10 protein-coding genes are annotated in these 14,302 nt (G+C 60.8%); 6 read left to right on the forward strand and 4 right to left on the reverse strand.

Annotated elements, in window-relative coordinates; genetic code table 11:
* Nucleotides 1-129: 129 nt before the first annotated feature.
* Nucleotides 130-3,762: a DNA translocase FtsK 4TM domain-containing protein gene (locus HMPREF3138_RS19440; protein ID WP_038880757.1), complete on the reverse strand. Its 3,633-nt coding sequence runs from the start codon at nucleotides 3,760-3,762 to the stop codon at nucleotides 130-132.
* 120 nt (nucleotides 3,763-3,882) lie between these two features.
* The gene (gene lrp / locus HMPREF3138_RS19445; RefSeq protein WP_004928318.1) at nucleotides 3,883-4,377 is read right to left on the reverse strand and encodes a leucine-responsive transcriptional regulator Lrp; all 495 of its coding nucleotides are present in this window, start codon (nucleotides 4,375-4,377) and stop codon (nucleotides 3,883-3,885) included.
* A 654-nt stretch (nucleotides 4,378-5,031) separates the two neighbouring features.
* Here lrp and trxB point away from each other — a divergent pair.
* From trxB to infA, 5 genes are all read left to right on the forward strand, one after another.
* Nucleotides 5,032-6,003: a thioredoxin-disulfide reductase gene (gene trxB, locus HMPREF3138_RS19450; protein ID WP_070559241.1), complete on the forward strand. Its 972-nt coding sequence runs from the start codon at nucleotides 5,032-5,034 to the stop codon at nucleotides 6,001-6,003.
* A gap of 240 nt (nucleotides 6,004-6,243) precedes the next feature.
* On the forward strand, nucleotides 6,244-8,010 hold the full coding sequence (cydD, locus tag HMPREF3138_RS19455; protein WP_038880755.1) for a heme ABC transporter permease/ATP-binding protein CydD: 1,767 nt from the start codon (nucleotides 6,244-6,246) through the stop codon (nucleotides 8,008-8,010).
* Nucleotides 8,011-8,012: 2 nt separating this feature from the next.
* Nucleotides 8,013-9,752, forward strand: a complete 1,740-nt coding sequence (gene cydC, locus HMPREF3138_RS19460) for a heme ABC transporter ATP-binding protein/permease CydC (RefSeq protein ID WP_038880753.1) — start codon at nucleotides 8,013-8,015, stop codon at nucleotides 9,750-9,752.
* A 29-nt stretch (nucleotides 9,753-9,781) separates the two neighbouring features.
* Nucleotides 9,782-10,507 carry a leucyl/phenylalanyl-tRNA--protein transferase gene (gene aat, locus HMPREF3138_RS19465; protein WP_070559243.1) on the forward strand — a complete coding sequence of 242 codons (726 nt, stop codon included), beginning with the start codon at nucleotides 9,782-9,784 and terminating at the stop codon, nucleotides 10,505-10,507.
* A gap of 105 nt (nucleotides 10,508-10,612) precedes the next feature.
* Complete coding sequence (infA, locus tag HMPREF3138_RS19470; protein WP_002211347.1) at nucleotides 10,613-10,831, forward strand: translation initiation factor IF-1; 219 nt, start codon at nucleotides 10,613-10,615, stop codon at nucleotides 10,829-10,831.
* A 205-nt stretch (nucleotides 10,832-11,036) separates the two neighbouring features.
* Here infA and clpA read toward each other — a convergent pair whose 3' ends face one another.
* Together clpA and clpS are read right to left on the reverse strand one after the other, a co-directional pair.
* The gene (gene clpA, locus HMPREF3138_RS19475; RefSeq protein ID WP_038883249.1) at nucleotides 11,037-13,316 is read right to left on the reverse strand and encodes an ATP-dependent Clp protease ATP-binding subunit ClpA; all 2,280 of its coding nucleotides are present in this window, start codon (nucleotides 13,314-13,316) and stop codon (nucleotides 11,037-11,039) included.
* A 27-nt stretch (nucleotides 13,317-13,343) separates the two neighbouring features.
* On the reverse strand, nucleotides 13,344-13,664 hold the full coding sequence (gene clpS, locus HMPREF3138_RS19480) for an ATP-dependent Clp protease adapter ClpS (protein ID WP_004928347.1): 321 nt from the start codon (nucleotides 13,662-13,664) through the stop codon (nucleotides 13,344-13,346).
* Nucleotides 13,665-14,020: 356 nt separating this feature from the next.
* On the opposite strand from clpS, the gene cspD reads away from it, so the two are divergent.
* Nucleotides 14,021-14,242, forward strand: a complete 222-nt coding sequence (gene cspD / locus HMPREF3138_RS19485) for a cold shock-like protein CspD (protein WP_004928349.1) — start codon at nucleotides 14,021-14,023, stop codon at nucleotides 14,240-14,242.
* Nucleotides 14,243-14,302: the final 60 nt, after the last annotated feature.

Raw genomic sequence — 14,302 nt, forward strand, 5'->3', positions numbered from 1 at the left:
CGGTTACTTTACCCGAAGCCGGCGATCGGCCGGTAGGCCAATGTTCCGAGAAGAAACGGGTTTACGCTTCTTTGCACAAGGGCCGCTTAAGCGGCCCTTTCTTATTGAATTGCAATGGCTAAACGACCATCAATCGTGCCGCGGCGGCGCCAGCACCTCGCGGTTGCCGTTGTGCCCCTGCTCGCTGACGATGCCCTGCGCTTCCATCTGTTCGATGATGCGCGCCGCGCGGTTATAACCGATGCGGAACTGGCGCTGTACGCCGGAGATAGAGGCGCGGCGTTTATCCACCACGAAATCCACCGCCTGGTCAAACAACGGATCCAGCTCTTCGTCACCGTCCATACCGCCGCCGGCACCGCCCTCACCGTCTTCGCCGCCGCTGAGAATGCCCTCTTTATATTGGGGCCGCTCGCGCGCTTTCCAATCCTTGACCACCGCGTGCACTTCCTGATCGCGCACGAATGCGCCATGTACACGCACCGGAATCGAGGAGTTCGGCGCCAGATAGAGCATGTCACCCATGCCCAGCAAGGACTCGGCGCCCCCCTGATCGAGGATGGTGCGGGAGTCGATCTTGCTCGACACGGTAAAGGCGATACGCGTCGGGATGTTGGCCTTGATAAGACCCGTGATCACATCCACCGACGGACGCTGGGTCGCCAGCACCAGGTGGATACCCGCCGCACGCGCTTTCTGCGCCAGGCGAGCGATCAACTCTTCGACCTTCTTGCCGACCGTCATGATCAGATCGGCGAATTCGTCGACCATCACCACGATATACGGCTCTTTCTCCAGCACCGGCGGCGTGATGTCCATGCTGTCGGTCGGTTTCCAGAACGGATCCGGGATCGGGCGCCCCATCGCTTCGGCCTGATCGACGCGCTCGTTGTAGCCGGCCAGGTTACGCACGCCCAGGGCCGACATCAGCTTGTAGCGGCGTTCCATTTCACCCACGCACCAACGCAGCGCATTGGCAGCGTCTTTCATGTCGGTGACCACATCGGTCAACAGGTGCGGAATGCCTTCGTAAACCGACAGCTCCAGCATTTTCGGGTCGATCATGATAAAGCGCACTTCTTTCGGCGTGGCTTTATACAGGATGCTCAGGATCATGGCGTTGACCCCGACCGACTTACCGGAACCGGTGGTACCGGCGACCAGCAAGTGCGGCATTTTACCCAGATCGGCCACCACCGGTTCCCCGGAGATGTCTTTACCCAATACGATGGACAGCGGCGACGGGTTGTCACGGAAGGCCGGGCAATCCAGCACTTCGCGCAGATACACCGTTTGACGCTTGGCGTTCGGCAGTTCCAGACCGACGTAAGGCTTACCGGGGATCACTTCCACTACGCGCACCGCCGAAGTCGACAGTGAGCGCGCCAGATCGCGCGACAGGTTGGAAATGCGCGCCGCTTTAACGCCCGGCGCCAAATCCAGCTCGAAGCGGGTGATAACCGGCCCCGGCAGGATGTCCACCACGTCGGCTTTCACGCGGTAATCGGCCAGGCTGGCCTCCACCAGGCGCGCCTTCTGTTCCAGCGCGAAGGAATCGACCGGTTCCACCTCTCTCGGCGCTTCGGTCAGCAGATCCAGCGTCGGCAGCGGCGTGGTCGGCTTCTGCAGCGGCTGATCGTTACGCATCAGGAACGGGTGAATCAGGCTATCCATCGCCGGATGTTGTTCGGCCTGGGGTTGCTGAGACTGCTGCACCGGTTGCTGCGGCTGCTGATATTGCTGTGGCGACGGCTGTTGATACTGCTGTTGCTGCGGCTGTTGGTACTGTTGAGGCTGCGAGTGCGGTTGCTGAGGTTGGGCAGCCGGCGCCGCAGGCTCAAACTGGCCGAACGGCACGTCGTCCTCTTGCTCGCTTTGCTGTTCAATGCGCTCTTCAAGCTGAGGCGACAGCGTGAACATTGGCTCGCTCGGGCCATCGTCCACCAGATCCGCCATCGGCGAGAAGCTGAAAGCATTGCGGGTATCGACCGGGCTGGCAGCCGGCGCCTGCGGGGCCGGCTCTTGCTGGCCGTAGCGCGCCTGCTGCTGCTCGGCGAACGCCTGGCGCAGCGCGGCCTCTTGCAGCGCCTCTTCGTCGTTCTGTTGATAGCCTTCGCCGTAACGTTGGCTCTGCTGTTCGGCAAACGCCTTGCTCAGCTCGGCTTCCTGCAGGGCGCTCTCGTCATCTTGCTCCGGCGCGTAGCTTTCGCCGTAGCGTTGGCTTTGCTGCTCGGCAAACGCCTGACGCAGCGCAGCTTCCTGCAGCGCCTCTTCTTCCTGCGGGCTCACCGCCGTCGGCTGCTGAGGCTCCGCCTCGGCCTGGCGCTGTTCCTGCTCGGCGGCACGCTGCGAAGGCAGCTTGATGCCGTAAGAAGCCAGTTCGCGACGAGTCGGGATTCGCACCGGATTCGGCCGCGGCAGCTCAGGGCCAATGCCCTGCTTAACCTGCGGGTTGCCGTCGCTGGTGGCCGTGAAGGCCGGCATGAAGGTCGCCGCTGCGGCGCCTGCAGCAGCAGCGGCTGCCGTATCCAGCTGTGGCTTGGCGCCGGTGGCGCTGAAACCACCCGCTCCGCTGACGTCGGCGCTGTCGCGCTGCGCGGCGGTAAAATCAAAGGGAGAACGCGCCGGCGGCTGCGCCGCAGCCGGCTCTTGCCAATTGCCCAAGCGCGGCTCATCGTCGTCCTGATAAGGATCGACAGGGCGCGTCGCCTTAGGCGCAGGCGTTTCTTCCGGAATTTCGAAGGAGTACAGCGGCGGCGTGGCGTCTTGCGCTGGTGCGCTTACCGGGTGCTGATTGACCGAGGTCGGCGCGGCCGGCGCCACCGTGACCGACGGCGCCTGAGCGGCGATCGGTGCAGCAACCGGCTCGTGGATCTCTGCCGTCACCGCCGGTGCAGGCGAAGCCGCCGGCGCGATTGGCGCGGCGTCGGCTTCAACCTCGCCATCGTCGGCTCGCAGGCCGCTGAGCAACGGATCGGCGGCGTCTTCCGCCGCCTCTTTGGCACTTTCGGTGACCGAAGGCGCGGAGAACAGCACGTCGTCATCGGCGGCTGCGGCCCCGGCGGCGGTTGCGGCGACCTTCCCTGCCTGCTCAGGCTCGTCGTCAACGTAACGCTCGTCATCCTCGAAATAGCGTTCTTCGCGGCGCGAGCGGTTGGTCATCACCGTCGCGACGCCCAATACCGCCCCACCGATCTTCTCGGCGATCACCAGCCAGGACCAGCCGGTAAACAGCGTCAGCCCCGCCGCCCACACGCACAGCAGCGCCAGCGTGGCGCCGATGCCGTTGAACCACGGCAACATGGCGTTGCTCAGCAGGCTGCCGATCACGCCGCCGGAAGCGAAGTAATAGAGATCGTCAACGTTCAGCGCCGCCAGCCCACAGGAGGTGAGCACTAACGCCAGGGTGCCGATCAGGCGCAGGGAGAGCGCGAAATAGTCGATATAGTCTCTGTTGCCGCGTTGGCGATAGGCCGCCCAGCACAGAACCAGCATGATCGGCGGTATCGCGTAGGCGAGCACCCCGAAGGTGAAGAACAGCGTGTCGGCCAACCAGGCCCCAACACCGCCGCCCAGATTGTGAATCGGCTCATGCCACGCGGTCTGCGACCAGCTTGGGTCAGACGGGTTGAAACTGACCAGCGCAGCCATGAGGTAAACGGCAAAAATCGCTACCACGATCAGCACAGCTTCCAGCAAACGCCGGCCACTGCTGAGTCTTTTCAGGGTAACTTCTTTATCTTCTGTATATTCCTGGCTCAAGAAATGCTCTCCAGGTTCCTGTTAGCTGACATAGCAACAGCGCCGAGAAGCTTCCCCGGCGCCGAAACTGTATGAATAAACAGGAGTGTAACCAATTTAATCAGGTTTTGCACCTGTACCTTACCGTGTTTTGATAACCAGACGGTTACTCTGTTTCACTTCTTCCATTACTACGTAGGTACGGGTGTCATTGACCCCCGGCAAACGCAGCAAGGTTTCGCCCAACAGCTTGCGGTAAGCCGACATGTCCGGTACGCGCGTTTTCAACAGGTAGTCGAAATCACCGGAAACCAGATGACACTCCTGAATCTCTTCAAGCTTCTGCACTGCCGAGTTGAATTGCTCAAACACATCCGGCGCGCCACGGTTCAGCGTGATCTCCACGAAAACCAGCAGGGACGCATCCAGATAATGCGGGTTGAGCAATGCGGTATAGCCATGGATGAAACCCTGGCGCTCGAGACGGCGCACGCGTTCTAAACATGGTGTCGGGGATAACCCCACGCGCTTCGAAAGCTCGACGTTCGAAATACGCCCATCCTTCTGCAGCTCATTCAGGATGTTGCGGTCGATACGGTCAAGATCTTTACCCGGGCGTTTCTTGTTGTCTGCCATTATTATTGTCTCTCTTATTTTCTTCCGTGCACTTGCCACACCCTAGCCAACGTCAATGTGTAAGGGTTCGTTCCAAGCGAAGACCCGATGCCTGTCATATGCTTCTTCACTATCATCATTCCACGCCGCGCAGCCTGTCTGTCCAACCCCGCGCGACGCCGGTAACGACGTTTAGGTCGAGAAAAAATCAGCAAACGCTTGCGCGCCCTGCTCCGCACATCCACTGCGCATTGCCGCCTCGCGGCGCAAATACGTACGATTTGCTGGTGTTACGGGGATAATTTCTTCTTCCTATGATGTTTTCGCAAATGCGCAGCGGATTGTCAAAGTAAAAGAAGCAAAATCAGAACAACGTACCGTCATGAAAAGTCTGCATCCCATTTTTGGTTATGAATCGCTGGCAGATAAACCCCGGTGGGAAGCGGCTGAGGTTGCAGAGTGCGCCGTTTTTGCACGGTTGGCGCTTCGGTAACCGAATGCGGCTTTGATAAGCTAAATTTCTGCGTTCGCCGTACGTTTTGCCGACAGCGGGTGCATTAATAGGCGACAACTATCATACAAATCGTTAACAACGTCGCCCGGCGCTTTTTTTACTGCGCCATTTTCCCTACAATCGGCTTCATTATCCGCCATTGTGGAATAAAGAGGTTATTCATGGGCACGGCTAAACATAGCAAATTACTGATTCTGGGTTCCGGCCCGGCCGGTTACACCGCCGCCGTCTACGCGGCGCGCGCCAACCTGAACCCGGTGCTGATCACCGGTCTGGAACAAGGTGGCCAGCTGACCACCACTACCGAAGTGGAAAACTGGCCGGGCGACGCCGAAGGCCTGACCGGTCCGGCGCTGATGGAGCGCATGCGCGAACACGCGGAGAAGTTCCAGACTGAAATCGTCTTCGATCACATCAACAGTGTCGATCTGCAGCAGCGTCCGTTCCGCCTGTTCGGCGACAGCGGTGAATACAGCTGCGACGCGCTGATCATCGCGACCGGCGCCTCAGCCCGCTACCTTGGCCTGCCTTCCGAAGACGCCTTCAAGGGCAAAGGCGTTTCCGCCTGTGCGACCTGCGACGGCAACTTCTACCGCAACCAGAAAGTCGCGGTGGTCGGCGGCGGCAATACCGCCGTTGAAGAAGCGCTGTATCTGTCCAACATCGCCGCCGAGGTTCATCTGATCCACCGCCGCGATAGCTTCCGTTCAGAGAAGATTCTGATCGACCGGCTGATGGAGAAAGTAAAAAGCGGCAACATCGTGCTGCACACCGACCATACGCTGGACGAGGTGCTGGGCGATGAAATGGGCGTCACCGGTGTGCGTATCCGCAGTACCAAAGCGGAAAACGAAACCCGTGAACTGGAACTGGCCGGCGTGTTCATCGCCATCGGCCACAGCCCGAACACCGGCATCTTCGGCGGCCAGCTGGAGCTGGAAAACGGCTACATCAAGGTGCAGTCCGGCATTCACGGCAATGCGACCCAAACCACCATCCCCGGCGTCTTCGCCGCAGGCGACGTGATGGATCACATCTACCGCCAGGCGATCACCTCCGCCGGCACCGGCTGTATGGCGGCGCTGGACGCAGAGCGTTACCTGGACGGCATCGCCGGCGCAGAAGTCTGCTAAGGCTTTCTCGCCACCAGCAAAAAGCGGCTCTCGGGCCGCTTTTTTTGTCCCTTTATCCTGCGCCCCCCCAATCACGTCTGTTATAGCAACATTTGGCCGCTTTATTATTTTCAGTCTGCCGGGTGACGAGGTAACATGAAACCTCGCTTGTTTGTCGCCGATTGCGTCAAACACTATTATTTAACAGTACGTTAACCCAGCCCGTAACAAACGGGCGCCGGCGACGCAGACGCATATCTGATGAAAAAAACCAGACAGCAACAGTTAACCCGTTGGCTTAAAACCCAGAGTTCGTTAGCGCAGCGTTGGCTGCGCCTTTCCATGCTGTTGGGGCTGTTCAGCGGCCTGCTGATCGTGGCGCAGGCGTGGCTGCTGGCCAGCCTGCTGCACGCCCTGATCATCGAGCATACTCCGCGCGAACAGCTGATCCCTTCGTTTATCTGGCTGGCCGCTGCGTTCGCGCTGCGGGCGCTGTTAAGCTGGCTGCGGGAACGGATCGGTTTCCTGTGTGGGCAGGTGATCCGCCAGCGCATGCGCCAACAGGTGCTGGATAAGCTGCAGCAGCTCGGCCCGGCCTGGATCCAGGGCAAACCGGCGGGCAGCTGGGCCAGCATCATCGTCGAGCAGATCGAGGATATGCAGGACTATTACTCGCGCTATCTGCCGCAGATGTATCTGGCGGTGTTCATCCCGCTGCTGATTTTGATCGCCGTCTTCCCGATCAATTGGGCCGCGGGGATCATTCTGCTGGCGACCGCGCCGCTGATCCCGCTGTTTATGGCGCTGGTCGGCATGGGCGCCGCCGACGCCAACCGCCGCAACTTCGTGGCGCTGGCGCGATTGAGCGGCAACTTCCTCGACCGCCTGCGCGGCCTGGACACCCTGCGGCTGTTCGACCGCGCGCAGGCCGAAACCGCGCAGATCGCCAAATCCTCCGAAGACTTCCGCAGCCGCACCATGGAAGTGCTGCGCCTGGCCTTCCTCTCTTCCGGCGTGCTGGAGTTTTTCGCCTCGATCTCCATCGCCGTGGTGGCGGTGTACTTCGGCTTTTCCTACCTCGGCGAACTCAACTTCGGCAGCTACGGCCTCGGCGTGACGCTGTTTTCCGGTTTTCTGGTGTTGATTCTGGCACCGGAGTTTTTCCAACCGCTGCGCGATCTCGGCACCTTCTACCATGCCAAAGCGCAGGCGATCGGCGCGGCGGAAGCGCTGGAAACCTTCCTCAGCGCCGAAGGCGAACAGATGGGCAGCGGCACGCGGCAACTGCCCGCCGATCAACCGCTGACGCTGCAGGCGAACGCGTTGGAAATCCTGTCGCCGAACGGCGTACTGCTGGCCGGGCCGCTGAGTTTCACCCTGCAACCGCAGCAGCGCGTGGCGCTGGTCGGGCTAAGCGGCGCCGGTAAAAGCTCGCTGCTGAATCTGCTGCTCGGCTTCCTGCCCTATCGCGGGTCGTTGACCGTCAACGGCATTGAGCTGCGTGAACTGTCCGCCGAAACCTGGCGCCAGCAGCTGAGCTGGGTCGGCCAGAACCCGCACCTGCCGGCGCAAACCCTGCGCGCCAATATTCTGTTGGGCTGCCCGCAGGCCGACGAAGCGCAGCTGCAGCAGGCGGTGGAACTCGCCTACGTCAGCGAACTGCTCCCTTACCTGCCGCAGGGGCTCGACACCGAAGTGGGCGACAACGCCGCTCGCCTGTCGGTCGGCCAGGCGCAGCGCGTGGCGGTCGCCCGGGCGCTGATCGGCCCGCGCCGCCTGCTGCTGCTGGATGAACCGGCCGCCAGCCTCGACGCCCACAGCGAACAACGGGTGATGCAGGCGTTGAACGCCGCTTCGCATCAGCAAACCACCCTGCTGGTAACGCATCAGCTGGAAGATACCGAAGACTACGATCAGATTTGGGTGATGGATAACGGGCGCATCGTGCAACAGGGCGATTACGCCACCCTCAGCGCCCAACCGGGCCTGTTTGCCACTCTGATCGCCCATCGCCGCGGGGAGCTTTAATCATGCGCGTTTTGCTGCCGTTTTTGGCGTTGTATCGCCGCCATAGCCTGCTGATTAGCCTGGGCATCCTTTTGGCGATTGTCACTCTGCTGGCCAGCATCGGCCTGCTGGCGTTATCAGGCTGGTTCCTGGCCGCTTCGTCGCTGGCCGGATTGGCGGGCCTGTTGACCTTCAACTACATGCTGCCGGCCGCCGGCGTGCGCGGCGCGGCAATCTTCCGCACCGCCGGGCGCTATGCCGAGCGAGTCGTCAGCCACGACGCCACCTTCCGCGTGCTGTCGCATCTGCGGGTGTTCACCTTCAGCAAGATCCTGCCGCTGACGCCGGGCGGCATCGCCCGCTTCCGCCAGGCCGACCTGCTCAACCGCCTGGTGGCGGACGTGGACACGCTGGATCATCTTTATCTGCGGGTGATCTCGCCGCTGATCAGCGCGGCGGTGGTGATCCTGGTGGTCACCTACGGCCTGAGCTGGCTCGATCCTGCGCTCGCCCTGACGCTGGGCGGCATTCTGTTGCTGCTGTTGCTGCTGGTGCCGCCGGTGTTTTATCGCGCCGGCAAGCCGATCGGCGGCCAGCTTACCGCCCTGCGCGGCCAATACCGTACCGACCTGACCGCCTGGCTGCAGGGGCAGGCCGAGCTGGTGGTGTTCGGTGCCGTCAACGACTTCCGCCAGACGCTGAACGCCACCGAACAGCGGTGGCAACGGCGCCAGTGGCAGCAGGCCTCGCTGAGCGGTAAGGCGCAGGCGTTGATGATCCTCGCCAGCGGGCTGACGGTGACGCTGCTGCTGTGGCTGACCGCCGCCGGCATCGGCGGCGATACCCAGCCCGGCGCGCTGATCGCGCTGTTTGTCTTCGCCGCGCTGGCGTCGTTCGAAGCGCTGATGCCGGTCGCCGGTGCCTTCCAGCATCTCGGCCAGGTGATCGCCTCCGCCACGCGAGTCAAACAGATCATCAATCGTCAGCCGGAGGTCACCTTCCCGGCCGCCGGCCCGGCCGCCGCCGATCGGGCTCAGCTTAGCCTGCAGCAGCTGAGTTTCACCTACCCCGACCAGCCGCAGCCGGTGCTGCGCGACGTCACGCTCGAGGTCGCGGCCGGCGAACACATCGCCTTGCTCGGCCGCACCGGCTGCGGCAAGTCCACCCTGCTGCAGCTGCTGACCCGCGCCTGGCGCACCGACGGCGGCAACATTCTGCTCAACGGCGAACCGCTGGAGGATTATGATGAAACCACGCTGCGTCGGATGACCACGGTCGTCAGCCAGCGGGTGCATATCTTCAGCGATACGCTGCGGGAAAACCTGCGGCTGGCCGCGCCGGACGCCGACGACGCTCGCCTGAGCGAGGTGCTGCAGCAGGTGGGGCTGGGCAAATTGCTGGACAGCGACGGCGGGTTGAACGCCTGGCTGGGCGAAGGCGGCCGGCAGCTGTCCGGCGGCGAACAGCGCCGTCTGGGCATCGCCCGCGCGCTGCTGCACCCTGCCCCGCTGCTGCTGCTCGACGAACCGACCGAAGGGCTGGACGCCGAAACCGAGCAGCAGATCCTGGCGCTGCTGCGCCGGCATTGTCAGGGCAAAACGCTGATCCTGGTGACGCACCGTCTGTACTGCCTGGAGCATCTCGACCGCATTTGTGTGATGGATGACGGCCGGATTGTCGAACAGGGCGATCACGTCACCCTGATGCACCGGCAGGGCCGCTATGCCCGCTTTCGCAACCGTATCAGCAACCTGGCGCCGTAATCGGCCCGTAGAGGACGCAGAGAGCCTGTATGCGCATCGTTAAACTTTCCCCCCAGTCGCTGGCGTTTCCCTCGCCTGAGGGCGCCCTGCGCGACCCTAACGGCCTGCTGGCTATCGGCGGCGACCTGACGGCGCCGCGACTGCTGGCGGCCTACGAGCGCGGCATTTTCCCCTGGTACTCGCCAGGGGAAGCGATTCTGTGGTGGTCGCCCGATCCGCGTGCGGTGCTGTACCCGACAGAGTTTCATCTCAACCGCAGCCTGAAACGCTTTTTGCGCCACGATCCGTTTCGCATCACGCTCAATCACGACTTCGCCGCGGTGATCGCCGCCTGCGCCCACCGGCCGGATGAAGGCACCTGGATCGGCCCGGAGGTACAGCGCGCCTATCAGCATCTGCACCGCCTCGGCTATGCGCACTCGGTGGAGGTGTGGCAGGATGATCAACTGGTCGGCGGCATGTACGGCGTGGCGCAGGGCGCGTTGTTCTGCGGCGAATCGATGTTCAGCCGCGTCACCAACGCCTCAAAATGCGCATCGATGGCCTTTTGCCGCCATTTTGCCGCTTATGGCGGGGAATTGATTGACTGCCAGGTGCTGAACGCTCACACTGCCCGCCTTGGCGCGCGTGAAATTCCGCGCCGTCAATTTTTGCAGCAGCTCAGCACCCTTCAACGGCGGCCTTTGGCGCCGGCGTGCTGGGAGCCGCAAGTCATATCCCCACAGCCGGCTGAACCGCCCTCTCCAGTAAACTAATTGGTGGAAACGGTGCAATGTTCACCGACACATCTTTACATAATGGGGGTTTTTCGGCATTATCTTGCCGGTTAAAAACTAAGGTAGTTAGACCTAGAGGATTCGATGGCCAAAGAAGACAATATTGAAATGCAGGGCACCGTTCTTGATACGCTGCCGAACACCATGTTCCGCGTTGAATTGGAAAACGGGCACGTGGTAACCGCACACATCTCCGGTAAAATGCGTAAAAACTATATCCGCATCCTGACGGGCGACAAAGTCACTGTAGAGCTGACCCCGTACGACCTGAGCAAAGGCCGCATTGTCTTCCGTAGCCGTTAATCGGCTCACCGCGCGCCACACGCTGGCGGCATCGAGGATGTAATCCCTCGGGAGCCCTTTCCGTTTACCCCCGCAGCGACGTTACACAACGGGTTGCAGGTGCGCAGGTAAACTGAGAGGGCTCACTCGTTTCTGTTGTACGGTGAATCTCACCCATAAAAAAAGCGATGCCGAAGCATCGCTTTTTCTTTGCCTATAGGCGGCCTTAGTGCACCGCGCCCTCGTCCGCCTTGCGTTTGGCGGCGCTGAGGAAGTGGTAGGTCAGCTGTTTCTTGTCTTTGTCCAGCTCGACCTTCACGGAACCGCCGTCCACCAGCGAGCCGAACAGCAGTTCGTTGGCCAACGGTTTCTTCAGGTTCTCCTGCATGACGCGCGCCATCGGACGAGCCCCCATCGCACGGTCGTAGCCCTTCACCGACAGCCAGTCGCGCGCTTCGTCGCTCACTTCCAGCGAGACACCCTTCGCATCCAGCTGCGCCTGCAGTTCGACGATAAACTTGTCGACCACCTGCTGGATCACCTCGGTAGACAGATGGTTGAACCAGATGATGTTGTCCAGACGGTTGCGGAACTCCGGCGTAAACACCTTCTTGATCTCTTCCATCGCGTCGGTGCTGTTGTCCTGCTGTACCAGGCCGATCGACTTGCGTTCGGTTTCCCGCACCCCGGCGTTGGTGGTCATCACCAGGATCACGTTGCGGAAGTCCGCCTTGCGGCCGTTGTTGTCGGTCAGCGTCCCGTTGTCCATCACCTGCAGCAGCAGGTTGAACACGTCCGGATGCGCCTTCTCGATCTCATCGAGCAGCACCACCGCATGCGGATGCTTAATCACCGCATCGGTCAGCAGCCCGCCCTGATCGTAACCGACATAGCCCGGAGGCGCGCCGATCAGACGGCTGACGGTATGCCGCTCCATATACTCGGACATGTCGAAACGCAGCAGCTCGATATCCATCGCCTTAGCCAACTGTACGGTGACCTCGGTTTTCCCGACCCCGGTCGGCCCGGCGAACAGGAAGGAACCGACCGGCTTGCGCTCGTGGCCCAGACCAGCACGGCTCATCTTGATAGCCTCGGTCAACGCTTCGATCGCCTGATCCTGGCCGAACACCAGCATCTTCAAACGATCGCCCAGATTTCGCAGCACGTCGCGATCGCTGGCCGACACGGTTTTCTCCGGGATGCGAGCGATGCGCGCCACCACGGATTCGATATCGGCCACGTTGACGGTTTTCTTGCGCTTGCTGGCCGGCATCAACCGGCTGCGGGCGCCCGCCTCGTCGATCACGTCGATCGCCTTGTCCGGCAGATGACGATCGTTGATGTATTTCACCGACAGCTCCACCGCGGCGCGGATCGCCTTGGCGGTGTAACGCACGTCGTGGTGCGCTTCATACTTGGCCTTCAGGCCGTTGATGATCTGAACGGTCTCTTCCGCCGTCGGCTCGGTGATGTCGATCTTCTGGAAACGGCGCGCCAGGGCGCGATCCTTTTCGAAGATGTTGCTGAATTCCTGGTAGGTGGTCGAGCCGATCACCCGGATCTTGCCGCTCGACAGCAGCGGTTTGATCAGGTTGGCGGCATCCACCTGCCCACCGGAAGCCGCGCCGGCGCCGATGATGGTGTGAATTTCATCGATGAACAGGATGCTGTTCTGATCCTGTTCCAGCTGCTTGAGCAGCGCTTTGAAGCGCTTCTCGAAGTCGCCGCGGTATTTGGTGCCGGCCAGCAGTGAACCGATATCCAGCGAATACAGCGTGCAGTCCGCCATCACTTCCGGCACGTCGCCCTGCACGATACGCCAGGCCAAGCCTTCGGCGATGGCGGTCTTGCCGACGCCGGATTCGCCGACCAGCAGCGGGTTGTTTTTACGACGACGGCACAGCACCTGAATCGCGCGCTCCAGCTCACGATCGCGGCCGATCAACGGATCGATGCCGCCCACACGGGCCAACTGATTGAGGTTGGTGGTGAAGTTTTCCATACGGTCTTCCCCTCCGGACTGCTCTTCGTTCACCGGGTTTTCCGCATTCGGTGCTTGGCCCGGCTCGTCTTTACGCGTGCCATGTGAAATGAAGTTCACCACATCGAGACGGCTGACGTCGTGTTTGCGCAGCAGATAGGCCGCCTGCGACTCCTGCTCGCTGAAGATAGCCACCAACACGTTGGCGCCGGACACTTCGCTGCGGCCGGAAGATTGCACATGGAAGACCGCGCGCTGCAGCACGCGCTGGAAGCTGAGCGTCGGCTGAGTGTCGCGCTCGTCTTCGCCGGCGGGCAGCGTCGGTGTGGTTTGTTCGATGAAGGCTTCCAGCTCCTGGCGCAACGCGGCCAGATCCACCGTACATGCCTCAAGCGCTTCTCGCGCGGCAGGGTTGCTCAGCAACGCCAGCAACAGGTGCTCCACGGTCATAAACTCGTGTCTGTGCTCACGCGCCCTGGCGAACGCCATGTTGAGACTGAGTTCCAGTTCTTGATTGAGCATAAGCACCTCCCCAATAGATTGCCTTATTCAGGCTTTTTCCAGCGTACAAAGCAACGGATGCTCGTTCTCCCTTGCGTACCGGTTCACATGGACGACTTTGGTTTCCGCCACCTCGGCGGTAAAAACACCACAGATCGCCTTGCCTTGATAGTGGACCGTGAGCATCAGTTGCGTTGCGCGTTCAATATCATAAGAAAAGAACTTTTGCAGAACGTCAATCACAAATTCCATCGGTGTGTAATCGTCGTTGTTAAGTATAACTTTATACATAGACGGCGGTTTTACCGCATCGATTTGTTTTTCTTCGGCCAAGTGTTCAAAGTTTAGCCAGTCGTTGTTATTGCCCATCGCTGCTCATCTTCTCTGCTCTGCCCTCTTATATGGGGGCAGGTTTCGGTTATTCAAAGTGGGGGATAGTTACTATTTTATCATCTTCGGCCTTGTCCCGCCGCACTGTAACGTGCGCAAAAAAACGGGCCAATTGTGACTGAATCGTGGCAATAGCGTTACCTGCTTCAAACTTTGGTGAACTGCTCCCCGCCGACAAAAGCCGATCCCTTGACGGCCCGATCATTTGCTCTAGAGTGTAAATTCGTGGCTGGTGGTCTTTTAACCACCCTTTGTCCACGCTGCTACCCGCCCACGGCGGGTGCGAAATCAGTTATTCATCTCACTTAAAATAGCGTTGCGAGGGATGTAAAAGCATGGAGACGGGTACTGTTAAATGGTTTAACAACGCCAAAGGTTTTGGCTTCATCTGCCCAGCCGGCGGTGGCGAAGATATTTTCGCGCATTATTCCACCATCAAGATGGATGGTTACAGAACGTTGAAGGCGGGCCAACAGGTCAGCTTCGACGTGCATCAAGGGCCAAAAGGGAACCATGCCAGCCTTATTGTGCCGGTGGAAAGCGAGGCGCTGTCCTAAACGCTTCCGGCAGCGTCGCGCTGCATTGACCGTACTGCGATAAAAATGCCAGCCGCCGTG

The organism is Serratia sp. HMSC15F11, assembly GCF_001808215.1.
GTDB lineage: Bacteria > Pseudomonadota > Gammaproteobacteria > Enterobacterales > Enterobacteriaceae > Serratia > Serratia nevei.

Coding starts and splice junctions, on each gene's coding strand:
- infA (WP_002211347.1), top strand. CDS start 10,613: ATGGCCAAAGAAGACAATATTGAAATGCAGGGCACCGTTCTTGATACG.
- cydD (WP_038880755.1), top strand. CDS start 6,244: ATGAAAAAAACCAGACAGCAACAGTTAACCCGTTGGCTTAAAACCCAG.
- clpS (WP_004928347.1), bottom strand. CDS start 13,664: ATGGGCAATAACAACGACTGGCTAAACTTTGAACACTTGGCCGAAGAA.
- cspD (WP_004928349.1), top strand. CDS start 14,021: ATGGAGACGGGTACTGTTAAATGGTTTAACAACGCCAAAGGTTTTGGC.
- lrp (WP_004928318.1), bottom strand. CDS start 4,377: ATGGCAGACAACAAGAAACGCCCGGGTAAAGATCTTGACCGTATCGAC.
- trxB (WP_070559241.1), top strand. CDS start 5,032: ATGGGCACGGCTAAACATAGCAAATTACTGATTCTGGGTTCCGGCCCG.
- clpA (WP_038883249.1), bottom strand. CDS start 13,316: ATGCTCAATCAAGAACTGGAACTCAGTCTCAACATGGCGTTCGCCAGG.
- aat (WP_070559243.1), top strand. CDS start 9,782: ATGCGCATCGTTAAACTTTCCCCCCAGTCGCTGGCGTTTCCCTCGCCT.
- cydC (WP_038880753.1), top strand. CDS start 8,013: ATGCGCGTTTTGCTGCCGTTTTTGGCGTTGTATCGCCGCCATAGCCTG.